Below are 22496 nucleotides of genomic sequence, written 5' to 3' on the forward strand. Positions count from 1 at the left end.
CCGGTCGCTGACCGACACCTGCTCACCGTATTCGACATCCGGCGGCGACCTGGCAGCCGGGCACGCCGACTCCGCCAAAGTCGGGGGAGATGTGGCAGGTCACGGGCGCCTGCGGGCTCGCAGGACGGCGTCGTGGATGGTGACCTGGCGGCCTTCGGGGTCGTCGGCGAGGCGCGGTCTGGTGTCGGTGACGAGGATGTCCCACAGATCGGGGTCGAGGGAGTGCGCGATCTCCTCGGCGGTGAAGAACAGGTCGGGCACATTGGGCCGGGGCATCGTGGTCTCCAGGTCCGAGAAGTGGTGGCCGACGATGAGCAAAGTCCCGCCGGGGGCCACCGCGGCGGCCAGCCGGGTGTGCAGTGCCTCGCGCTGCTCCCCCGGCAGGTGCATGAAATGGGCGGAGACCAGGTTGAAGTAGCCCTCATCGGGTGCCCAGCTGGTCAGGTCGGCGTGTACCCAGTCGATCCGCCCGGCCACCTCCGCGCCGAGGGCGTCGGCGCGTTCGGCGCCGCGCCGCAGGGCGACGGTGGCGAAGTCCGCCGCGGTGACCCGCCAGCCGCGTTCGGCCAGCCAGAGGGCGTCGGCCCCCTCGCCGCAACCGACGTCGAGCGCCGTGCCGGGTGACAGGTCGGTGGTTTCGGTCACGAGCTGGGGGTTGGGCCGGCCACTCCAGATCGCGTCACGGGAACGGTAGCGCTCCTCCCACGCCTGCTCGCTGAACATGTTCGCGGTGCTCTCGGCCGGGGCGTGGTGGTGGTCGCCGGGCGTCCGCTCGGCGTGGTCGGAGCGGGGTTCGGGCCCGCCGCGGTGAGCGGCGACGGCGTGGCGGGTGTCCTCGGCGATGAGGTCGGCGTTGATGGCCGCGGCGGTGTTCAGCGCCGAGGCGGCGGAGACGATCACCTGGGCGCGCAGGTCCGCGACGTTGCCGGCCACCCACACCCCGGGCACCGAGGTGGCCCCGGTGGGGTCGGCGGGCACGTAGCTGCCGATGACGTGGCCGCCGGTCAGTTGTTCGACCGGCTCCAGCCCGAGGGAGGCGAGCACGCCGGCCCGGGCGGTGAAGCGCGGCGCGACCACCACGGCCTGGCAGGGGACGAGCTCTCCCGAGCGCATCCGGACGCCACCGAGCCGGTCGCCGGTCGTCTCCAGGGCGGCGACCTCGCCCTCCACGAGGGTGACGCCCCGGGCGGCCAGCTGCTCGTACTCCTCATCGGTGGGTTTGGGGGCGGTGTGCAGGAACAGGGTCACCCGCGGGCTCCACTGCCGGAACATCAGGGCCTGGTGCGCGGCCATCGGGCTGTCGGCCAGGACGCCGATCGCCTGGTCGCGGACCTCCCAGCCGTGACAGTACGGGCAGTGCAGGACGTCGCGCCCCCACCGCTCGGCCAGTCCTGGAACGTCGGGCAGCTCGTCCACCAGGCCGGTGGTCACCAGCAGCCGCCGGGCCCGCACCTCCCGGCCGTCGGCGAGCAGTACGCGAAAGCCCTCGCCGTCCTCCAGCCGATGGGCCGAGGTGGCGGTGCCGGTCACGATCTCACCGCCGTAACCGGTCACCTCGGCGCGGCCGGCGGCCAGCAGTTCGCCGGGGGGTGTGCCCTCGCGGCCCAGGTAGTTGTGCACATGCCCGGCCGGGGCGTTGCGCGGGGCACCGGCGTCGACCACCAGCACCGAGCGGCGTGCCCGGCTCAGGGTCAGGGCCCCGCTGAGCCCGGCCGCGCCGCCACCGACGACCACCACGTCGTACTTCTCCTCCACCGCGTGCTCTCCTCTGCTCGTCGTACGGCCGGAGTGGGATCACGGCGGCCGTCTCGTCGCTGAACTATCCGCGCACGGCGGCAGATTTGACAAATGCCTTTGCCGGGATGGCAAATGGGTGGCATGAACGACGATGCTCTCACCCCAGACGAAGCCCTCGACGGGGTCATCGACGCGGTAGGCCCGCGCCTGCGGGCACTGCGCCAGCAGCGCGGCGCGACCCTGTCGCAGCTCTCCGAGGCCACCGGGATCTCGGTCAGCACCCTGTCCCGCCTTGAGTCCGGTCAGCGCCGTCCCACCCTGGAACTCATGCTCCTGCTGGCCCGAGCCCACCAGCTCCCCCTGGACGAGCTCGTCGGCGCGCCGGAGACCGGCGACCCGCGCGTCCGCCAGCGCCCGATCACCCACAACGGCATGACGTTCGTCCCGCTGACCCGCCGGCCCGGCGGGCTCCAGGCGTATAAAATGATCATTCCGATGAGCCGGCCCGCCTGCGGGCCGGAACAGCGGGTCCACGAGGGCTACGAGTGGCTCTACGTGCTGTCCGGGCGGCTGCGCCTGTCGCTCGGCGAGAAGGAGATCGTCCTGATGCCCGGAGAGGTGGCGGAGTTCGACACCCACATCCCGCACGCCTTCAGCAATCCCGGCCCGGAACCCGCCGAGGCACTCAGCCTGTTCGGCCCCCAGGGCGAACGCCTGCACGTCCGCGCCCGCCCCTCCGGCAGATGAGCCGACCGGCGCCGGGCGCCCGCCCCGAAGACGGTCGTGTCATCATGTCTACGACTCGCGGCGGTTCCCGGGAGCGTCGCACGCGGGAAGACCTGGCCTCTCCTGCCGCGTGCCGGGCCGCGCGATGAGCAGGAGGGACCTCCGCACCCCATCGCGGCGGCGGGCACGCCGCCGCGACGTTCCATTGGAGAACACGCATGCCCTTCGCCGACGAGCTCATCGGACCCGACACCGCCCGCACACTGGCCCAGGCGATCGGGGCGGTCGTGCCGGACACCCGGCTCACGGCACTTCGGGCGGCGACCTCCGAACTCGGCTCCCTGTCCTTGCGCGAGCGTGCCGACCTGCTGCGTGACGCCCTGCTGCGGGACCTGCCCGGAGACTACGGGGCCTTCGCGGGCACCGTCCGGGCCGCGCTGAACGGGGGACATCCCTTCAGCGGCTGGCTGATCTGGCCGGTGAGCAGTGCTGTTGCCACCAAGGCGATCGAGGATGGGAGCGGCGAGGCATTCGATGACGCCCTTGACGCGCTCGCGGAGCTCACTCCACGCCTGACCTCCGAGTTCGCCATCCGCCTGCTGCTGGAACGCGATCTCGATCGCGCGATGGCACAGATCATCGACTGGACCGTTCATCCCAGTGAGCACGTCCGCCGCCTCGCGACCGAGGGGACCCGGGCTTTCCTGCCCTGGGCCAAGCGGGTTCCGGCCATCCTCGCGAATCCCCACTCGACCGTGCCGATCATCAGCGCCCTGTATCGGGACGAGAGCGAGTACGTACGACGCTCGGTCGCCAACCATCTCAACGACCTCAGCAGGGAGCAGCCCGACCTGGTGATCGAGACCGCCGCCGCCTGGCTGGCCGATCCGGACGGCAACACGCGGAGGCTCGTCCAGCACGGACTGCGGACACTGATCAAGAAAGGCCACCCCGGCGCACTGGAACTGATGGGGTTCACTCCGGGCACGGTTGTCGAGATCGTGGGGCCGAAGCTCGCCGGCACCACCGTACCGTTCGGCGGTACGCTGAGATTCGCCGTCTCCGTCACCAACCCCGGACAGGAGCCGGTGCGGCTCGCAATCGACTACATCGTTCACCACAGGAGAGCGAACGGGAGCCAGAGCGGCAAGACCTTCAAGCTCACTACCAGGACCCTCGCACCCGGCGACACCATCGATCTCTCGCGCGACCACTCGTTCCGCGAGATCACCACCAGGCGCTACCACCCCGGCACCCACGCGGTTGAACTCCAGGTCAACGGAGTCGCCTCCGGCCGCACCGACTTCACCCTGCTCGCTCCTGGCTGACAGCTCACGGGGGTAAGGCGGTCGCCGACCTCGGCCTTCATGGTTCGGGGGACTCGACGGCGATACTCACCCGGTCGGCCGCGCGCTCCCCTCGGTGCCGAGCTCACGTAGGACACCGCGGTCAACTCCGCAGCAGGTCGGCGAGGACCACGGCCTCGCTGATGTCGGCCTGCCTGGTCGCGGTCAGGAGCGTCAGCGTTCGCTGCTTCGCCAGCTCTCGCAGGTGCTCCAGCGCGGTGGCCCGCTCGGGGTCCTTCAGCTCGGCCCGGTAGCGGCGGCCGAACTCCTCGAACCGAGCCGGATCGTGGCCGTACCACTTGCGCAACTCGGTCGAGGGCGCCACCGCCTTGCACCACTCCTGCAGGTGCGCCTTTTCCTTGGACAGCCCGCGCGGCCAGACCCGATCGACCAGCACCCGGGCACCGTCCTGCGCCTCCGGCTCCTCGTAGACCCGGCGCACCCGTACTTTTGGTTCGTTAGCCATGCCGTGGTCATTCCCAGATGGCGGTAATGGCAGCCACCGGGTGGAGTCGGTCCGTCGATGTATGCCACTCGGCCCCGGACCGGTGACGGTCCGGGGCCGAGTGGCCGGCCGAATCGGCTAACCGGCTATGGATCCGGACCACAGCTGCGTGGCGCTGGAGTAGACGGGTGACACATCACCGTCGAAGGTGGAGGACACGGCGGTGTCGTAGCGGTTGTCGAGGTCGATGTCGGAGACGCTCATGGTGACGCCGATGACGTAACCGAGGCCGCGGTCCGGCCGGTACGACGACACCCAGGGCGAGCCGAGGGAGCCTTTGTCGGTGAAGGGGGAGGTGGCCCCGACGAGGTTGTTGGCGGAGAAATCGATGGGTTGGAAAGGGAACGTCAGGCCCTGAGAGTTTTCGAGGGTTTTGCCGGTGTAGGGCGCGGTGTTGTCCGGGTGGGATCCGGCGGGATAGCCAAAGATGTTGACCGTACGGTTGGGCTGCTGGTTCCAGGCGATGCCCTGTCCGCCGACGTTGTCGCCGAGCCTGCCCGTGTCGGCCAGCCCGCCGGTGGGCGGCTGAGACACGCCGTTGTAGACGACGGCGAACGCGTAGTCGTAGTCATGGTCGGTGTAGGTGTCGAACGCGTGGTGAGCGACGGCGCTCTTGCCCACGTAGAGGCCCCACGGCAGCGCGTCGTCGGTGTAGCCGGGGACGAAAGCCCAGTTGGCCAGCGTGGTGGCGCTGCCGGCGGTGTCGTACACGCAGTGCGCGGCGGTGAGGACCAGGTTGCGCTGGGCCGAGTTCATCGACGTGCCGCTGCACCAGTGCGGTCGGCCGTCCGCGCCGACGAAGAACACCTTGCCCGTGGTGGTGGGCAGGTTGACGTTCTCCGAAAGCCCGGCGGCCTTCCGCGCGCGGCCCACCGGCTCCACCGCCGTGGGCTCTGCGGCCAGGGGCTTCGCCGCGGTGGTCTGCCTCCTTCCGGAGATCACGGTCTGCACCCCGTACGGCGTGGCCTGGAGCAGGTTTTTCCTGGAGTCGCCGAGCCAGAAGTTCGCCACCTGCTGAGCCTGGGTGGTGCCGGAGGTAAGGGAGACCGTAACGGGGCCGGTGCCGGCCTGCGCGGGTAAGGCGGTGAGAACCAGGCTGAACAGGGCTACGCCGAAACCGAGCACTAGAAGATTGCGGCTCATCGGCGGATCGTCGTCCGGCCGGATACTGGTCCCGGTTTCGGGGTGTCCGAAGGAAAAGGCGCCCCCGTCCCCCCGATGAATAACATCGCCCGACCCGACATCAGAGCGTTTCTTCCGAAATTGTGGAAAGCGGCTGCTGCGCGGCGAGCGGCATTCCATCGGCTGATCGTCCTTGGACCTGGTCAAGATCTTCCTCTCCGTCGTCGTGCACGCGCCTGGATCTGCCCTTGCCGGCATGCGCCGTCTTGTCGCGCCGCTCCAGGAGCGAAGGTTGACGATGACGTTAGGAGGCGGTATTGGGGATCAGCTTGTGGATCAGTTGGAGGTCCCGGCCGGGCGACCACCCGCTACGCCGCGGGCGACCGGTCCGCCCCCGAGCGTCTCCTGGTCCGTGACTCCAAGGACCTCGACGGCCCGGTGCCGGCTTCACTCCCTTGAATCCGGCCTGATGGCCTGACGGCCTGATCGCCCGGCGCCGGCGCCCCGGGCGGGTCGAGCGGAGAACCGGCCACGGGGGCAAGACAGGAAGGACACTTTTGCGGCCCTTCCCGCCCTGTCCCCGTGAGCGGGTTTCACGGTTCGGGGGAGAGCCGGTCGGCGGCGTGTTCGATGGCGGTGCTCACTCGGTCGGCGAGGAGGCCGACCGCGCCGACCGCGCGGGTCATCGGGTCGTCCTCGGCGCCGCCGAGGGCCTGGGAGCGGAGGTAGGCGGTCTTCACCTCGGTCCATCGGGCGGCCTGCTCGGCGGTCAGGGTGCCGCGTAGTTCGGCGAGTTTGAGCAGGTTGGCCTCGGCCCCTGAGGTGAGGGTCTGGGCCTCGCCGAGGTAGTGATCGTCGATCACCGCCTCCAGTTCGGCGTCGTTCATCACCGGGACGACCCGGGCCGCGAGCTTGTTCATGTTCCGGTACGAGCCCTGGAGCTGGTAGGGCGGCTCGGTCCGCGAGGCGTCCGACTGGGCGGCCGAGGCGATGTACGCCTGGTTGTTGGCCAGCACCACCTTCTGGATCCGGAGCAGCTTGCGGAGCACCGCGAGGACCTGTTCCAGCTCCACCGAGGAGTACGGGTGGGAGAGCTGGTCGGCCCGGACCCCCGAGTCGCCCCGCGCCAGCCGTACCAGCAGGCGGATGTCGTCGCGGTCGCGGGTGGAGAGCGGGGACAGGACCGGGTTGGAGGTCAGCGCGTTGTCGATGTAGCTCAGCGCGAACAGCTCGTCCCGGCCGGACAGCACGTCACCGAGGTTCCACACGTCGGCGCGGTTGGCGAGCATGTCGGGGATGCGGAAGCGCTTGCCCGACTCGGTGTACGGGTTGCCCGCCATGCAGACCGCGAAGCGCTTGCCGCGCAGGTCGTAGGTGCGGGTCCTGCCCTCCCAGACACCCTCCATCCGGCGCTGGCCGTCGCAGAGCGAGATGAACTTCTGCAGCAGCTCCGGGGAGGTGTGCTGGATGTCGTCCAGGTAGAGCAGCACGTTGTTGCCCATCTCCAGCGCGAAGGAGATCTTCTCGATCTCCTGCCGTGCCGTCGCGTCGGGTGCCTGCGCCGGGTCCACCGAGGTCACCAGGTGGCCCAGGGCAGGGCCGTTGACCTTGACGAAGATCAGCCCCAGCCGGTTGGCCACGTACTCCATCAGGGTGGTCTTGCCGTAGCCGGGCGGGGAGATGAGCAGCAGCATGCCCATCTGGTCGGTCCGCTTGGCATCCCCGGCCGCGCCGAGCTGCTTGGCCAGGTTGTCGCCGATCAGCGGCAGGTAGACCTCGTCGAGCAGCTGGTTGCGGACGAAGGCGGTCATCACCTTCGGCTGGAACTCCTCAAGACGCAGCCGCTCACGCTCGGCCGCGACCAACTCGTTGCGCCGCTTCTGGTAGGCGCGGTACGCGGGGACGCGGTGGTCGCGGAAGTGCCGGGTCCTGGCCAGGAACTCGTCCAGCCGCAGCTGGAGCGCGCGCCCGGAGATCCGGGGGTGCGCGCCGAGCAGCCCCTCGACCGTGGCGGTCAGCGCCGCGGACGAGTCGTGCCGCGCCACCTCGCAGAGCAGTACGGCAACCGCCTCCACCAGCTCCGCCGATCCGGAGGCCGATGCCGAGCCCAGCCCGGAGCCCGGCGTCGAGACGTCAAAGGCGGACAGCCATGCCTCAGCCAGGCGGTGACGCCCGGAGAGGTCGTCGCCGAGCGCTCGCAGGTCGTCCTCGAACTCCTGGCGCGCGGGGCCGAGCGCCCGGTCGAACCGGTCGAGCAGCGACCGTGCCCCCGCGCTCGTCACGAACCCGAACGGCTTGCCCGCCAGTTCCTCGAAGAGATACTCCCCGGCCAGTTCGAAGACGCCATCGTCTTCCTGTGCGCGGGTCCCGGTCGCCCGGGGCGCCCCGGACGTGCTCGCGGCGGCCACGGCGAGCGCGCCCGCCGGGCTCTCCGGCCGGCCGTGGAGACCCCGGCTGAAGGACGCGATCGCGGAGCCGAGGGCGGCACGGGTCTCCCGTACCGCCTCCACCTGGCCGAACAGGGTCCGGGCCCGGGCCAGCGACGTCGCCCGGGTGGTCCAGGTCGCGCGGGCGGCCTCGTCGGTGCCGTAGGTCCAGAAGAGCTGGGCGGCGGCCCGCGCCGCCGGCGGATAGCGGAGCAGGCCCGCGCCCGCGTGCAGGCGGAGCGCCGCCTGCAGGATCGCGGTGGCGTCGTGGTCGTGGACGCCCCGCTCGTAGCCCTCGTCGTAGCGGGTCTCCGCCACCCGGCGGACGATCTCCAGCAGTTCCCCGTCGGCCACCGCCGCCTCGTGCAGCGCGTCCAGGGAGACCTGCCGCTCGCCCAGGGTCAGGGTGCCGGACTCGGCGGCGGCGAGGATGGCGGCGGCCAGGTGCTCGCCCCGGTAGACCTCCGGCGACTCCGAGACCGTCAGCTGGTTCCAGAACGGCCGGGTCTCCTCGAAGGCCGCGTCAAGCACCGGGGAACGGTAGTCGGTCCCGGTGACGGCGAACGCCATCCGGCCTTCGTGCGGGACCAGGGTCAGGTCGGCCGGCTGGGTGTTGACCGCGAACAGGTGGCGGCCGAGCCGGATGGTCTCGCCGCCGTCGGTGTAGAGGTCGAGCCGGTCGCGCAGGGCGCGGCCCGCCTCCTGGCGGGCGGACTTGACCCGGCCTTCGAGCTCCTCGGCGCGGACCTGGTCGCCCAGTGCGCGCAGCTCCCCGGCCACGCTCTTGAGCTTGAGCACCATCGGGTCGGACCCGAAGTAGGTGTTGACCTCGTCCAGTGACCTCAGCCCGGCCAGGCGGCGTCGTACGCTCGACAGGATCCGGGTCGCGGAGTCGGCCAGCCGGTCGGCGCGGCGGGCCCGTTCGTCGAGCAGCGCCTGGCGGCGCGAGGAGAACGCCTCATAGACGTCCTCCCGCTTCGAGGACAGCTGCCCCAGGAAGTCGTCGAACTCGGCGAAGCGCGACTCCAGGTTCTCCAGCTGGAGCATCAGCCGGCCCAGCTGCTCGTCGCAGCGCTCGGGGGTGTCGGACATCGCCAGCGCCCCGGTGATCGCCTGCCCCAGCAGGGCGTACTCGGCGGCGAAGGCGGCCCTGCCCTCACCGGCCAGCAGCTCCCCGCGCCGGGCGTCCAGCGTGGCGCGGGCGCGGTTGACGCCGCCGAGCACCTCGCCGACCCGTTCCAGGATGGCGGTCCGTACGGTGGCGTCGGCGATGTCGAGCGTGCCGACCACCTCGACCACGATCTCCAGGCCCCGCGCCTGCCGCTCCAGCCGTTCGCCGATCGGCCCGGCCTCGGCCACGGTCGCGATGGCGCCCGCCTCGGAGACCAGCGACTCGACCTCCGCGTGGTAGCCGGCGAAGGCGTCGTCGCCGCGCAGGAAACCCGCGGCGCGCTGCGCGGTGCTGTCCAGCTCGGCCGCCAGCTCCGCGTCGAGCGCGTCGATCCTGGCGACGTCGACGTGGCGCAGCTCGCGCAGGGTCACCAGGTGCCCCTGCGACTGGCGCAGCTGCGAGAGCCGGTCCACCCAGCCCTGGGCGGACCTGGGCGCCTCGCTCCGCGCGTGCCGTACCAGCGCGGTGATGTCGGCGGCGGTGGCCTCCAGCGCCTCGGCGGCCTGCCGGGTGAGCGACTGGACGTTCTCGAACTCGTCCAGCACCTGCTCGGCGGTGGCCCGCACGTCGGCGAGCGGGCCGCGCAACCCGTGCTCGCCCAGCCAGTGGTAGTGGTCGAAGACCCGGACGCAGGAGGCGATCAGCGCCTCGAAGACCGGGATCGACGGCGCCATCTCGTCGACCATCCCGGCCACCGAGAGGCAGTCGGAGATGCCCCGGACCAGCTCCGCGTTGCCGATCCGCTCCAGCGGGCCGGTGCCGACCGGGCGGCCGGCGGCGTAGAGGTCCGACTGGTACGCCGTCTGCCAGACCTGCATCGGGTGGACGCGGGTGGGCTCTTCGGAGGTGGCCCTGAAGACGACCAGCGTGCCGTCGTCGAACAGCGAGTAGCCGTGGCAGGAGAGCGGATTCGCCACCTGCTTGCGGATCACGTTGTACGGCAGCAGCAGCGAGCGCCCCTCGGCGCGGGCGTGGAAGACGTACAGCACGTCCTCGCCGTTGGGGGAGCGGATGACCCGCTCGAACTCCAGCTCGGACACGTCGGTGTCGAAGGTCTTGCTGACCCCGGTGGACAGGTAGTAGCCGCCGGGGAAGATGATCCCCTGGTCCTCGGGCAAGCGCTGGCAGGCCTGCCCGATGCCGTCGAGGCGGACCACGCCCTTGGTCCGGGTGTTGAAGACCAGGTACCGCCACTCGGGCTCCTTGTACGGCCGGATCCGGAGCAGGATCAGCGGGCCGATCCTGGCGTGCTGGACCTCCGCGTCGGCGAGGCTCTGCAGCGGCTCGGTGACGGGCTCGCGGTAGATGCCCTCACCGGACTCGGTGTTGTTCTCGATCTTGATGGTGAGGTCGCCGCCGACGGTCTCGACGAACACCTCGCCCTGAATCGAGATGTGCGGGTGGCGGCCGAGCACGTGGTCGTCGCGGGTGGCGGGGGTCCACTCGAAGTCGTGCGAGGGCGGGAACGTGTGGTCGCGCTCCCCCCGGTCGTCGATGTAGGTGAGCGTGCCGTCCACCCCGACCTGCCAGCGCAGCACCCGGGTGTCCTGCGGGCCGGTCTGGAAGACGGCCAGCAGCTTGCCCTCGACCCGGCGGAGCTGGAGCAGCCGGGTCTCCCGGTAGTACCGGTAGAGCTCGGCGAAGTCCCGCTCGAAGCGCGGGTCACGGAACATCGGCGCCGGGTCGAACCGGAACGCGTCCGCCGTGTCCCGTACGAACGTGTGCATGGAGAAGACGTCCGCGACGGCCGTCTCCGGCTTCAGCCCGATGAACACGTTGTAGCCGAAGAGCATGAGCCCGCCGACCGAGACGATGTCGCGCGGCACGCAGTTGTTCTCGGTGCGTATCCGCTCGGTGCCGATCAGGCGCAGCTCGGCTCCGCCGAACACCGCCAGGCGTTCGGCGTTGAGCGCGTCGGACCGCCTGGCCAGCTCGGCGGCCTGTTCGGCCAGCCGGGCGCGGAGCACCTCGTAGGTGCCCGCGTCCAGCCCGGCCCCCTCCGCGCCGGGGGCGTCGGTGACGGCCTCCGCCGTGGAGGACGTCACTTGCCGGCGGAGTTGAGCGCGGCGACCGGGACCTCGGTGGTGGTGGCCGCGGCCTGGGCCTCGCTCAGCAGGCCGCGGAGCCGGTCGGCGTCGGGGCCGCCGTCCTTGATCAGTTTCACCAGCAGCGCGGACAGCGAGAGGTTCCGCACGTCGGCGGTGTCGATCGAGCCGAGGACCCTGCTCAGGTCGGCGGGGAGGCTCGACGAGCCGTTCAGGTAGGGCTCGGCCAGCGTGCGGGCGACGTCGGAGTGCTCCATGAAGCCGTCCACCGCCTTGCCCATGGTGATCGAGCTCATCAGCTTGTCGAAGAACACGCTGTCGCCGCCGACGATGTCGATGTTGGCCTTGGACAGGCCGGCGGAGACCACGGAGGCCTGTGCCTCGGCGATCTTGAGCTGCACGTTCACCCCGGCGAGGCGGATCTCCTTCTCGGCCTCCAGTCGCAGGCGGTACTCCTCGTGGGCGCGGGTCGCGTCGGTGAGCGCGGCCATCGCCGCGGCCTTCTCGGTGAGACCCTCGGCCTCGGCCTTGAGCTTCTCGCCGACCGTCGCGGCGGCGGCCAGTGCCATGGCCTGCTCGCCCTCGGCCTCCGCCTTCAGCTTCTCGCGCACCGCGGTGGCCACGGCGTGCGCCTTGGCCTGCTCGCCCTCGGCGACGGCCAGCGCCTTCTCCCGCTCGACGGAGGCCTCGGCGCGGCCGACCTTCTCGATCGCCGCGGCGTCCCGCTCGCGCACCTGCACCTCGGCCAGGCCGGGGGCGGCGGTCTCGGCCTGGATGCCCTCGGCCAGACGGATCTTGGCGCGGGCGTCGAGCTCGGCGGCCTGCTGCCGGGACTCGGCCAGCACCAGCGCCTCGCGGGCCCGGTGCTTGGACGCCGCCTCGGAGGCCTCGGCCGCCTTGATGTCCTTGACCAGGCTCTCCTGCGCCTCGGCCTCGGCCTGGATGATCACGGCCTGGCGGGTCCGCTCGGCCTCCTCGACCACCCGCAGGCGCTTGATGCTCTCCTCCTGCTCGGCGACGGTCTTCTCCACCACGATCCGCTCGCGGATCACCTCGGCGATGGAGCGCTTCTCGCCCTCCACCTCCTTGTCCTTGGAGATGCGCGACAGCTCGGTCTCGCGCTCGCGGGCGATGACCTCCAGCAGACGGTCCTTCTCGATCCGCTCGGTCTCGATGGCGAGGACCCGCTCACGGTTCTTCGCCGCCACCGCGATCTCGCGGGCCTGGTTCTCCTGCTGGATGCCGAGCTGCTCGTCGGTACGGAGATTCGCGGCGTGCGCCTTGAGCCGCTCCTCGGCCTGGACCTTGGCGGTCTCCGCCTCCTCGCGGGCACGCATGGTCTCGACCTCGCGCTTCTGCTTGATCTCCGCGTCGGCCTGGCGGCGCTCAAGTTCCAGGATGGCCTCCCGCGCGTCCACGTTCTGGCGGGTGATCTCCTTCTCCTCGCGACGCTGGAACTCGTTGGTCCGTACGTGCTCGATGGCGGTCAGCTCGGTGATCTTCCTGATGCCCTGCGCGTCGAGGATGTTGTTCCGGTCGAGGGACATCAGCGAGGTCTGCTCGAGGTAGTCGATGGCCGCGTCCTCAAGGCTGTAGCCGTTGAGGTCGGTGCCGATGACCTGGATGATCTGGTCGCGGAACCGGTCACGCTGGGTGTAGAGGTCCACGAAGTCGAGCTGCTTGCCGACCGTCTTGAGCGCCTCGGAGAACTTGGCGTTGAACAGCTCCTGCAGCGTCTCCTGGTCGCTCGCGCGGGCGGTGCCGATGGCCTGGGCGACCTTCACCACGTCCTCGACGGTCTTGTTGACCCGGACGAAGAAGGTGATGCGGATGTCGGCCCGGATGTTGTCGCGGCAGATCAGGCCCTCACGGCCGGTCCGGGCGATCTCGATGGTCTTCACCGAGATGTCCATCAGCTCCGACTTGTGGAAGATGGGCAGCACGATGGCCCCGGTGAAGGTGACGTCCACCTTGTTGATCTTTGAGATGATCAGGGCCTTACCCTGCTCGACCTTGTTGAACAGGCGGCTGATCATGATGAGCAGGCCGACGACGACGAGGAGGACGACGGCGAGGAAAATGCCGAGTCCGGTGGAGATGACGTCCAAAATGGTCCCTCGGTTAAATAGGACGATCAGGGTCGAGTTCCGCGGCGTACGGCATCACCCAGAAGAACTCGCCGGGGGAGTCATAGGCGAATATCAGGGCGGTGCTTCCGGCGGCGAAGACGTCGTCGCCGGTCTGACGCACTTGAACGAGAGCGGAGGAGCCGTCCGGAGCGGTGACCTCGGCCTGGCCGAAGTCACTGCCGACCCGGCTTGTGCGGATGACGCACGCACGGCCCACGAAGTCGGCGCGGGAGGGGACGCGCTCCTTCGGGATGAGACGTCGCAGCGGCAGCACGATGAGGCGCGTGCACGCCCAGGCGCAGACCAGCGCCGCGACCAGTACCGCCACCAGGGCGGGGGTGCCGGTGAACAGTGTGCCGCCCACGAGGCTCGCGAACCAGGCGACGACGACCAGCAGCGAGATGACCAGTGCGGCCGGGACCCCGCCGAGTCCCAGACCGCTCAGGAAGCCGGTGGCTCCCGAGGCTTCGGAGCCGTCGCCGTCACCGTCGAACCCGAACACGCCGAACACGACGAGCACCCAGTACGCGATGATCACCAGGAGCAGGAACGTGAACAGGACGGTCGGAAAAGACAGCGTGGCGTCGACGAACTGGCCCATTGGCGTGTGAGGTCCCCCTGCTGGCGTACCGGATCGCGCTCCCCCGAGCGCGTGTTGGTGACTATATACAGGTAAAGATCGGTTAAAGGGAATAGTTCCCAAATTGGAAAAATATCCGTATTAACTGCTCCACCTGCGGGTTCCCGGGGGCTGTGCGCGCGGCGGCGCGGGGTCGTCCGAGGGCATGAGGAAACCGAGGAGCGCAGGCGTGGCCTCGCGTCCTCGGCGTGATCCCGAGAGATCAGGCGGGCCGGGTGATCATGTAGGCGAGACCGACGAGAATCACGACGGGGATGAGCCACACGACGGCCTCGATGGCGAATTCCTTGTACACGGGGGGCATCCCTCCGAAAGGTGGGTCGGCGAGGAACGTGGGTTTCCGACGATAACCGCTGTCCCCCGGCTGTGACCAGGGCTCACCGGGCAGCGGGCAGCGGCCGGGGCGTCCCGGCGTGTCGTGACCTGTCCGCATGAGCGGTGACCGACCACGAGCGGGCGGCTTCCGCGAGCCTCTGTAGGCCTCTGTGAGCGCTTATGAGGGGACGGCCGAACCGACCACCACGGGATTGTCGGTGATCTCCCCCTCGACCACGTCGGCGACCACGCAGGTGATGTTGTCGGGTCCTCCCGCCTCGCAGGCGAGCGCGATCAGCTGCCGGGTGACCTCCTGAAGGTCGTCGACCTCGGCGAGCACCTGGCGAAGCCGCTCGGCATCGACCACCCCCGACAGCCCGTCGGAACAGAGCAGGTAGCGGTCACCGACCTCGGCGTCCCGCAGGGAGAGGTCGAGTTCGAGGTTCTCGTTGCCGTCGAGGACCTGCAGCAGGATCGACCGGTGCGGGTGGCGGGCGGCCTCCTCCGCGGTGATCCGGCCGTCGTCCATCAGCGTCTGGACCAGGGTGTGGTCGTAGGTGATCTGATAGAGATCGCCGTTGCGGAGCAGGTAGGCGCGGGAGTCGCCGATGTGGGCCAGGGCGACGCGCGAGCCGTTCCAGAGCATCAGGGTCAGAGTGGTCCCCATGCCGGTGAGTGACGGGTCTTCGGCGACCAGCTCGCGCAGACGCTGGTTGGCCTTGCGGACCCCGGCCTCGGCGGCGGCGGCGAGGTCGCCCGGGCACTCCTGGTCCAGGGACGCCACGGTGGCGATGGCCGCCGAGCTGGCGACCTCACCACCCACGTGACCGCCCATTCCGTCGGCGACGGCCAGGAGCCGCGCACCCGCGTAGGCGGCGTCCTCGTTGCCTTGCCGGATCCGGCCGACGTCGGACCCTGCCGTATAGCGCAGCGTGATCATCTGCACATCACTAGATCGTCGAGTTGCACGAGCTGAGCCGCTTTCGGACAGTTGGGATGGGCCTATGGCGAACCGAGATGTTCCACGATCCACGTAACACCATGGTGGCGCAAGCGGCCTGGGGAAGTGTTGCCACATCTGTTGACACCGGTAGTGGCGCGTAAGCTGTTTCAGTGGCCGCTCAGCGCCTCCTCAGTGCCCCCGCACTGTGCCCGGAGTTCCCCACTTTACGCACCACTAGGAGATCAGGAATGACCGCGATCATGCAGGAGGCGGCACGTCGCCGCACGTTCGCGGTGATCAGCCACCCCGACGCGGGCAAGTCGACCATGACCGAGGCACTGGCGCTGCACGCCTCCGCGATCAGCCAGGCGGGCGCGGTGCACGGCAAGTCCGGACGGCGCGGGGTGACCTCCGACTGGATGGAGATGGAGAAGGCCCGAGGCATCTCCATCACCTCCGCCGCGCTCAGGTTCGAATACCGCGGCCACATGTTCAACCTGGTCGACACTCCCGGCCACGCGGACTTCTCCGAGGACACCTACCGGGTGCTGGCCGCCGTCGACTGCGCGGTCATGCTGCTCGACGCGGCCAAGGGCATGGAGCCGCAGACGCTGAAGCTGTTCGAGGTGTGCCGGCACCGCCGCATCCCCGTCATCACGTTCGTCAACAAGTGGGACCGGCCGGGCCGCGAGGCCCTGGAACTGCTGGACGAGATCGAGGAGAAGACCGGTCTGAAGCCCACGCCGATCACCTGGCCGATCGGCACCGGCGGCTTCTTCCACGGGGTGGCCGACCGCACCGCCGACCGGATCGTCCGCTACACCCGCACCCCCGGCGGTGCCACCAAGGCCATCGAGACCGACCTGAGCGCCGAGCAGGCCCTGATCGAGCTGGGCGGCGACTGGGAGCGGGCCAAGGACGAGATCGACCTGCTCTCCGCGATCGGCGCCGACCACGACCAGAAGACCTTCGAGGCGCACGAGTCCACCCCGGTGCTGTTCGGGGCCGCGCTGTCCAACTTCGGCGTCGGCCGCCTGCTGGACGCCATGGTCGACATCGCTCCCGCTCCCGCGCCCCGGCCGGACGTCGACGACGACCCGCGCCCGCTGGAGGAGCCGTTCTCCGGCCTGGTCTTCAAGGTGCAGGCCAACATGGACCCCTCGCACCGCGACCGGATCGCCTTCGTCCGGGTCTGCTCGGGCAGGTTCGAGCGCGGCATGGTGCTCGTCCACGCGGCCACCGCCCGCCCGTTCGCCACCAAGTACGCCCAGTCGGTCTTCGGCCAGGAACGCGCCACGATCGACGAGGCGTACCCCGGAGACGTGGTCGGACTGGTGAACGCCAGCGCCCTGCGTCCGGGCGACACGCTGTACGACGGCTCGCCCGTCGAGTTCCCCCGAATTCCGAGCTTCGCCCCCGAGCACTTCTCCACGGCAAGGGTCCGCGACTCCAGCCGTTCCAAGCAGTTCCGCAAGGGCATCGAGCAGCTCGACGCCGAGGGCGTGGTCCAGGTGCTCCGCTCCGATGTCAGAGGCGACCAGTCGCCGGTGCTCGCCGCAGTGGGTCCGATGCAGTTCGACGTGGTCAAGCACCGGATGGCCACCGAGTTCAACACCGAGATCCTGATGGACCGGCTCGACTTCGGCATCGCCAGGCTCACCGACGCCGAGTCGGCGCCGATCCTGGCCCGCCAGCGCGGGGTGGAGGTCTTCACCCGCTCGCTGGACGGGGTCCTGCTGGCGCTGTTCACCGACGAGTGGCGGATGCGCGGCGTCATGCGCGACCACCCTGACCTGGTGCTGAACGCCCTGCTCGCCGACACTCGCGGCTGACCGGTTCGGGTACGGCCTTTTGACCGGCCGTACCCGGTTGGTTTACCTGCCATTTGTGGTGAAATTTGTCGCCATGAGTGCGACTAGATGGGGAATCCTGGCGACCGGTGGCATCGCCGCCACCTTCACCGAAGACCTGAAGCTTTTGCCGGACGCCGAGGTGGTCGCGGTCGGATCGAGGTCGGAGGAGTCCGCGCGGGCCTTCGCCGACCGGTACGGCATCCCCCGAGCCCACGGTAGCTGGGCCGAGCTGGCCGCCGACCCGGACGTGGACATCATCTACGTGGCCAACACCCAGAACGCCCACTACGCCGCGGTACGGACCTGTCTGGAGGCGGGCAAGGCCGTACTGTGCGAGAAGGCGTTCACCCTGAACCGGGCCGAGGCCGCCAGGCTGGTCGACCTCGCGAGGGAGCGGGGCCTGTTCCTGATGGAGGCCATGTGGATGCGCTGCGTCCCGGGCATCCGCAAGCTCGTGGAGCTGGTCGAGGGCGGGGCCGTCGGCCCGGTCGACTCCGTGCACGCCGACTTCTCGATCTCCGTCTCCGTCGAGCCCGACCACCGGCTCCGCGACCCGAAGCTGGGTGGCGGCGCTCTGCTCGACCTGGGCGTCTACCCGATCTCCTTCGCCCACCTCGTGCTCGGTGTCCCCGCCGGGGTGCGGTCCTGGGCGCGGCTGACCCCCGAGGGCGTGGACGAGAACACCGGCGTGCTGCTCGGTTACGACAGCGGAGCCGTCGCCCTGCTCTCCTGCGGTATCACCGCGAGCAGCCCGGTCACCGCGTCGATCTCCGGTCCGCTCGGCCGGATCGAGCTGCCGAACCCGTTCTTCCGTCCCGACACCTTCGTCCTGCACCGCATGGGCGCTGAGCCGGAGACCTTCCACGTCCCCTTCGAGGGGGCCGGCATGCTGCACGAGGCGGCCGAGGCCATGCGCTGCCTGCGCGAGGGGCTGCTGGAGAGCCCGCTGGTGCCGTGGCAGGCGACGTTGGACGTGATGGGCATCCTGGATGAGGTCCGCGCGCAGGTGGGTGTCCGGTTTCCCGGTGAATGACTGATCTGGAGCTTTTCGGCGAGGGCCTGGGGGTTCTCCAGGTGCGGGTTTTGCGCTGTGTGCTGCGCGGGTTGTTCGCTGTGCCCGCTGCGGTGGGCGGGTGTTCCGGCCGGCCGTCTCAGTGGCCGTCTGGTGATTTCGGCCTCCGGCCTGCTCGGGCGTGGTGGTTGCGGGCTTTTTTGAAGCCGGCCGGAACACCCGCCCACCTCCGCTGCACGCGCTCTGGCCGTACGTGGTGCGCGCCGTAGTCGCTCACTTTCGGTGGGCCGGGTTACGCGCCGTCGCTGAAGCGTTCCTTTGGAAGCCGTTCAGGGTGGGTCGCCGTAGCTGAAGCGCCCCCGCATGACCCAGTCCAGGGCCGGGCGCCGTAACCGGTCCAAGGTTGGGGGTCCTGCCGGTCCGGGAGGTCCTGCCGTTTCAGCGTTATCTAGCGAGGAACCCCGGGCGTTCACGCCCGGGAGGAATCGCTCCCCGGTCCTGGGGTTGTGAACGTCTGGTCGTTGGTCCGGGCGTTTCTGGTTTTCGATGTACTCCTTGATGATGCTCAAGGGTGCGCCGCCACAGGAGGCGGCGAAGTGGGACGGCGACCGGAAACGGCCGCCCCACAGGTACTTGCGGACGTGAGCGGAGTACTCCTTGCCCCGCAGGCGGGCCGAGACGTCCTCGAGGGAATTGACCAGGGTCGAGAAGGCGCCCTTGGGCGGGTAGCAGACGAGCAGGTGGACATGGTCGTGCTCGCCGTTGAACTCGACGAGCCGGGCGCCGAAGCTGTCGCACACCTCGATCATGATGTCTTCGCAGCGGCACAGCAGTTCGTCGGTGAAGACCCCGCACTAATACCTGGGTGTGAAGACCGAATGCGCGTGCAGCGGGTAGACAACGGTTCGGCCCCGGCGGATGTCAAAGTTGGGTTCCCACCGCAGTGACATGGACCAAACGATATTTTGGGCGATGTGAAGCTGGTGGTGCAGGTGAGACTCCTGCCGACGCCCGAGCAGGCGGCGGCGCTGGAGGCGACCCTGCGCGCGGTCAACGACGCGGCCACCTGGGTCTCGGGACTCGCCCACCACCAGCGGGTATTCCGCAATTACGACCTGCGCAGGCACGCCTATGGGCAGATCAAGGACACCTACGGGCTGGCGGCTCAGGCCGCGCAGCATGTCATCAAGAAGGTCACCGACGCCTACGCCACGTTGCACGCCAATCTCCGCAACGGCAATATGGGCAAACCCGGCTCCGCGCGGCGCGAGCGGGCCTTGGCCAAGCCGATCGTCTTTCGCCCCGGCGCGGCCCAGCCGTTCGACGACCGCTGTCTGTCCTGGCGGATGGACGCGCGCACAGTGAGCATCTGGACCACGCGCGGGCGAATGAAGAGCGTGGCGTTCACCGCCTCGGCCGATCAGCTCACGACGTTGGCCGCCTACCGCAAGGGCGAATCGGACCTGCTGTACCGCGATGGCATGTGGTTCCTCATCGCCACCTGCGACGTTCCCGACCGGCCGGTCGCCGCCCCGGACGGATTCCTGGGGGTGGACCTGGGGATCGCCAACATCGCGACCACCAGTGGCGGGGTTCGCCACAGCGGCAAGGGCCTGAACGCGGTCCGCCACCGCCACCGCGAGCTGCGTCGCCGCCTGCAGGCCAAGCAGACCAAGTCCGCCAAACGGCTGTTGAAACGGCGCCGCCGGGCCGAGGCCCGGTTCGCCGCGAACACCAACCACACCATCGCCAAGCAGATCGTGACCGAGGCTGCACGCACCGGGCAAGGCATCGCCCTGGAAGATCTCCAGGGCATCCGTGACCGGGTACGGCTCCGCAAGCCCCAGCGGGTCACGTTGCATTCGTGGAGTTTTCACCAGCTCGGCCGGTTCATCGCCTACAAGGCGGCCCGTGCCGGTGTCGCTCTGGTGTACGTGGACCCGGCCTACACCTCGCAGGCCTGCTCGGCCTGCGGGCATGTGGACAAGAAGAACCGGCCCGACCAGGCCGGCTTCGCCTGTACGTCGTGCGGTTTCGCTGAGCACGCCGACGTCAACGCGGCCCGCAACATCGCCTCGCGCGGTGTGGCGGGCTGGGCAGTGAGTCACGCTGCCGACGACGCGGCCTGAACCGTCGAACCCATCGACGGCGAGGAGCTGCAAGCTCGGTCGTTTACGGCCGAGAAGTTGACGGGGTGTCGTGACCGGTCCAGGGCTGGGGGTCTTATGGTCCGGGGTTGGGCGTTGTGACGGTCCGGGGTTGGGGGGCGGGTTTTGGCTTCCAGGTGGGTTGATTTGGGGGCAGGCGTTCATGTTCTGGCTTTTCCGTTCGAGTGACCTGCTGCCCGCTCTCCCGTCGGCCTGCATGATTGTGCCTGCCGCGTGGGTGAGTGTTGTGCGGATCGCTCATGGGGAGAAGCCGCGAGGAGCGTCTGTGCTGGATGACTGGACCGCCGGTCTTCTGCTGGGGGGCATCGTCCTGCTGGGCGCGTCCGTGCAGCGGTTGGCGGGGATCGGGTTCGCGCTTGTGGCGGTGCCCGCTCTGGTGCTGCTTCTCGGCCCGGCCGAGGGTGTGGTGCTGGCGAACTGCGCGGCCGGTGCCATCAGCGCGATCGGGCTGGTCGGCACCTGGCGGGAGGTCCGCCTGACCGCGATGGTTCCGTTGGTCGCCGCGGCCGCCTGCACCGTGCCGGCCGGGGCCTGGGTGGCCGCCTGGTTGCCCGAACCGATGCTGCTGGTCGGCATGGGGGTGCTGGTGAGCGTGGCCGTACTGCTCGTGATGTGGGGCAGCCGAGTGCCCGCTCTGCGCGGGGCCGGAGGTGCGGTGGCCGCCGGTGCGGCGAGCGGGTTCATGAACTCCTCCGCGGGGGTGGGCGGTCCGGCGGTTTCCCTGTATGCGGTGAACGCGGGCTGGACGGTACGGGAGTTCGTGCCGAACGCGCAGTTCTACGGGGTGGTGGTGAACGCGCTCTCCGTTACGGCCAAGGGCGTGCCGAAGCTCACGGTGCCGCTCTGGCTGCTGGTCGCGGCTGGGATAGCGGCAGGCGCCGTGCTGGGGAAGGCACTCGCGGAACGAGTGCCGGAGCGACGGGCCCGGGTGCTGGTGCTGCTGCTCGCGCTGGTGGGCGGGTTCACCACGATAGGTAAGGGGCTGTGGAGCCTGTGACCCTTGACCGGCACAGGGCGGCTACCGGCAGCTATTCGGCGACGAGCACCGGCCGTCGTCGAATGGCTGCCGGTAGCCGGTTGTGGGGAGGTCGAGAACCCGGAATGTCTGGATCATTCGGGGAATGACGATGCCATCGTGTGGACGGTCTGCTCGAATCTCAGGGCCAGATCGCGGTCCACGGTGAGCCCGACGGGCCTGCCCTTCCGGTAGGCGGTGAGCGGGCCGACCGGCGGACGGTCGATGAGGGCGGCGATCGGGGGTACGGCCCTGGCCACCGGTTGGGCGAACACCGCCGACATCAGCCGGACAAGGCCGCGTACCGGTTGCCGGAAGGGCTTGAACATCCCCGTCGCCACGAACAGCGAGCTGGTGGAGGCGGTGTTCGAGGACCGGGTGGTGACGGTCGCGGAGCTGGCCGAGTGGTCGCTCGCGATGGACGACGCCTGGGAGGGGTTCGTCGTGTTCATCACCGGCGTGTGCGAGCTGCAGGCGGCCGACCTCGGCTACAACGACCTCGCCATACGCGGCGGAACGGCCGGCACGGACACGGGCTACGCGTTGATGCGGCAGATCATCGAGCGCGCCCAGGAGTCGGGCGCCCTGCGGGACGACGTCACGCTTGAGGACATGGCGTTCGTGATCTGGGGAGTCGCGGCTACCGTACGCGCGACGTTCCGCGTCGCTCCCGGAGTCTGGCGATGGCACCTCGCCCTGACCCTCGACGGCCTACACGTCACTGCCGCCCACCCCCTCCCCACCCCACCCATGCCCCCCTCCCAGACACGCACCGCGATGAACGACTGCCCCTGAAAGCCCCAGCCCGGACCGATTACAACGCCCAACCTCGAACTGATAGGACCCCAACCCCGGATTGGCTACAACGCCCAACCTCGAACCGGTAGGCCCCCGGCCCTGGATGGGGTACGGCGCCCGGCCCTGGGCTGGGTGTCATGCGGGGGCGCTTCAGCTACGGCGATCAGCCTTGAACGGTCCCCAACCTCGAACTGGTAGGACCCCGGCCCTGGGCTGGGTCATGCGGGGGCGCTTCAGCTACGGCGATCAGCCTTGAACGGTCCCCAACCTCGAACCGGTAGGACCCCGGCCCTGGGCTGGGTCATGCGGGGGCGCTTCAGCTACGGCGACCCACCCTGAACGGCTTCCAAAGGAACGCTTCAGCGACGGCGCGTAGCCCGGCCCACCGAAAGTGAGCGACTACGGCGCGCACCACATACGGCCAGAGCGCGTGCAGCGGAGGTGGGCGGGTGTTCCGGCCGGCTTCAAAAGAGCCCGCAACCACCACACCCGAGCAGGCCGGAGGCCGAAATCACCAGACGGCCACTGAGACGGCCGGCCGGAAC

General features: G+C 69.7%; 15 protein-coding genes and 1 pseudogene. 7 read left to right on the top strand and 9 right to left on the bottom strand.

Translation table 11 applies throughout. The features are described 5' to 3' along the window. Positions 1 to 99: 99 nt before the first annotated feature. Complete coding sequence (locus ABT130_RS31455; protein WP_350961477.1) at positions 100 to 1755, bottom strand: FAD-dependent oxidoreductase; 1656 nt, start codon at positions 1753 to 1755, stop codon at positions 100 to 102. 114 nt (positions 1756 to 1869) lie between these two features. Between ABT130_RS31455 and ABT130_RS31460 the strand changes: the two genes are divergently transcribed. Together ABT130_RS31460 and ABT130_RS31465 are read left to right on the top strand one after the other, a co-directional pair. Further along, the gene (locus ABT130_RS31460) at positions 1870 to 2484 is read left to right on the top strand and encodes a helix-turn-helix domain-containing protein (RefSeq protein WP_350961480.1); all 615 of its coding nucleotides are present in this window, start codon (positions 1870 to 1872) and stop codon (positions 2482 to 2484) included. 197 nt (positions 2485 to 2681) lie between these two features. Next, complete coding sequence (locus tag ABT130_RS31465; RefSeq protein ID WP_350961483.1) at positions 2682 to 3791, top strand: DNA alkylation repair protein; 1110 nt, start codon at positions 2682 to 2684, stop codon at positions 3789 to 3791. A 121-nt stretch (positions 3792 to 3912) separates the two neighbouring features. On the opposite strand, the gene ABT130_RS31470 is transcribed toward ABT130_RS31465, so the two are convergent. The 6 genes from ABT130_RS31470 to ABT130_RS31495 form a co-directional block, all read right to left on the bottom strand. Continuing rightward, positions 3913 to 4275, bottom strand: coding sequence for a DUF488 domain-containing protein (locus ABT130_RS31470; protein ID WP_350961485.1), 363 nt, complete (start codon positions 4273 to 4275; stop codon positions 3913 to 3915). A 117-nt stretch (positions 4276 to 4392) separates the two neighbouring features. Beyond that, on the bottom strand, positions 4393 to 5457 hold the full coding sequence (locus tag ABT130_RS31475) for a trypsin-like serine peptidase (RefSeq protein WP_350961488.1): 1065 nt from the start codon (positions 5455 to 5457) through the stop codon (positions 4393 to 4395). A gap of 572 nt (positions 5458 to 6029) precedes the next feature. Continuing rightward, positions 6030 to 11078 carry a DNA repair ATPase gene (locus tag ABT130_RS31480; RefSeq protein ID WP_350961490.1) on the bottom strand — a complete coding sequence of 1683 codons (5049 nt, stop codon included), beginning with the start codon at positions 11076 to 11078 and terminating at the stop codon, positions 6030 to 6032. Further along, entirely contained in the window at positions 11075 to 13186 is a 2112-nt protein-coding gene (locus tag ABT130_RS31485) for a flotillin family protein (RefSeq protein WP_350928019.1), read from the bottom strand. The genes ABT130_RS31480 and ABT130_RS31485 overlap by 4 nt, the downstream gene beginning before the upstream one ends. A gap of 13 nt (positions 13187 to 13199) precedes the next feature. Then, complete coding sequence (locus ABT130_RS31490) at positions 13200 to 13808, bottom strand: hypothetical protein (protein ID WP_350928017.1); 609 nt, start codon at positions 13806 to 13808, stop codon at positions 13200 to 13202. A 532-nt stretch (positions 13809 to 14340) separates the two neighbouring features. Next, positions 14341 to 15102: a PP2C family protein-serine/threonine phosphatase gene (locus ABT130_RS31495; RefSeq protein ID WP_350928015.1), complete on the bottom strand. Its 762-nt coding sequence runs from the start codon at positions 15100 to 15102 to the stop codon at positions 14341 to 14343. Positions 15103 to 15353: 251 nt separating this feature from the next. On the opposite strand from ABT130_RS31495, the gene ABT130_RS31500 reads away from it, so the two are divergent. Continuing rightward, entirely contained in the window at positions 15354 to 16937 is a 1584-nt protein-coding gene (locus ABT130_RS31500; RefSeq protein ID WP_350961493.1) for a peptide chain release factor 3, read from the top strand. Positions 16938 to 17010: 73 nt separating this feature from the next. Then, entirely contained in the window at positions 17011 to 17991 is a 981-nt protein-coding gene (locus tag ABT130_RS31505; protein WP_350961496.1) for a Gfo/Idh/MocA family protein, read from the top strand. A 506-nt stretch (positions 17992 to 18497) separates the two neighbouring features. Here the strand turns inward: ABT130_RS31505 and tnpA are convergent. Then, positions 18498 to 18920: pseudogene (gene tnpA, locus ABT130_RS31510) on the bottom strand (IS200/IS605 family transposase); the annotation flags it as partial. A gap of 24 nt (positions 18921 to 18944) precedes the next feature. On the opposite strand from tnpA, the gene ABT130_RS31515 reads away from it, so the two are divergent. Continuing rightward, the gene (locus tag ABT130_RS31515; RefSeq protein WP_502992231.1) at positions 18945 to 20099 is read left to right on the top strand and encodes an RNA-guided endonuclease InsQ/TnpB family protein; all 1155 of its coding nucleotides are present in this window, start codon (positions 18945 to 18947) and stop codon (positions 20097 to 20099) included. A 304-nt stretch (positions 20100 to 20403) separates the two neighbouring features. Continuing rightward, positions 20404 to 21135, top strand: coding sequence for a TSUP family transporter (locus ABT130_RS31520; RefSeq protein ID WP_350930436.1), 732 nt, complete (start codon positions 20404 to 20406; stop codon positions 21133 to 21135). A gap of 113 nt (positions 21136 to 21248) precedes the next feature. On the opposite strand, the gene ABT130_RS31525 is transcribed toward ABT130_RS31520, so the two are convergent. After that, entirely contained in the window at positions 21249 to 21482 is a 234-nt protein-coding gene (locus ABT130_RS31525; RefSeq protein ID WP_350961502.1) for a hypothetical protein, read from the bottom strand. Between ABT130_RS31525 and ABT130_RS31530 the strand changes: the two genes are divergently transcribed. Beyond that, positions 21475 to 21948 (top strand): SbtR family transcriptional regulator, encoded by a 474-nt coding sequence (locus ABT130_RS31530; RefSeq protein ID WP_350961505.1) that lies wholly within the window; start codon positions 21475 to 21477, stop codon positions 21946 to 21948. The genes ABT130_RS31525 and ABT130_RS31530 overlap by 8 nt on opposite strands. Positions 21949 to 22496 lie beyond the last annotated feature (548 nt).

Source organism: Streptosporangium sp. NPDC001681, from assembly GCF_040298085.1.
Taxonomy (GTDB): domain Bacteria; phylum Actinomycetota; class Actinomycetes; order Streptosporangiales; family Streptosporangiaceae; genus Streptosporangium.

Excerpts from the sequence above, each read along its gene's own strand:
- ABT130_RS31460 (WP_350961480.1), top strand. The coding sequence starts at position 1,870 with ATGGGTGGCATGAACGACGATGCTCTCACCCCAGACGAAGCCCTCGAC.
- ABT130_RS31465 (WP_350961483.1), top strand. The coding sequence starts at position 2,682 with ATGCCCTTCGCCGACGAGCTCATCGGACCCGACACCGCCCGCACACTG.
- ABT130_RS31470 (WP_350961485.1), bottom strand. The coding sequence starts at position 4,275 with ATGGCTAACGAACCAAAAGTACGGGTGCGCCGGGTCTACGAGGAGCCG.
- ABT130_RS31475 (WP_350961488.1), bottom strand. The coding sequence starts at position 5,457 with ATGAGCCGCAATCTTCTAGTGCTCGGTTTCGGCGTAGCCCTGTTCAGC.
- ABT130_RS31490 (WP_350928017.1), bottom strand. The coding sequence starts at position 13,808 with ATGGGCCAGTTCGTCGACGCCACGCTGTCTTTTCCGACCGTCCTGTTC.
- ABT130_RS31495 (WP_350928015.1), bottom strand. The coding sequence starts at position 15,102 with ATGATCACGCTGCGCTATACGGCAGGGTCCGACGTCGGCCGGATCCGG.
- ABT130_RS31500 (WP_350961493.1), top strand. The coding sequence starts at position 15,354 with ATGACCGCGATCATGCAGGAGGCGGCACGTCGCCGCACGTTCGCGGTG.
- ABT130_RS31505 (WP_350961496.1), top strand. The coding sequence starts at position 17,011 with ATGAGTGCGACTAGATGGGGAATCCTGGCGACCGGTGGCATCGCCGCC.
- ABT130_RS31525 (WP_350961502.1), bottom strand. The coding sequence starts at position 21,482 with ATGTTCAAGCCCTTCCGGCAACCGGTACGCGGCCTTGTCCGGCTGATG.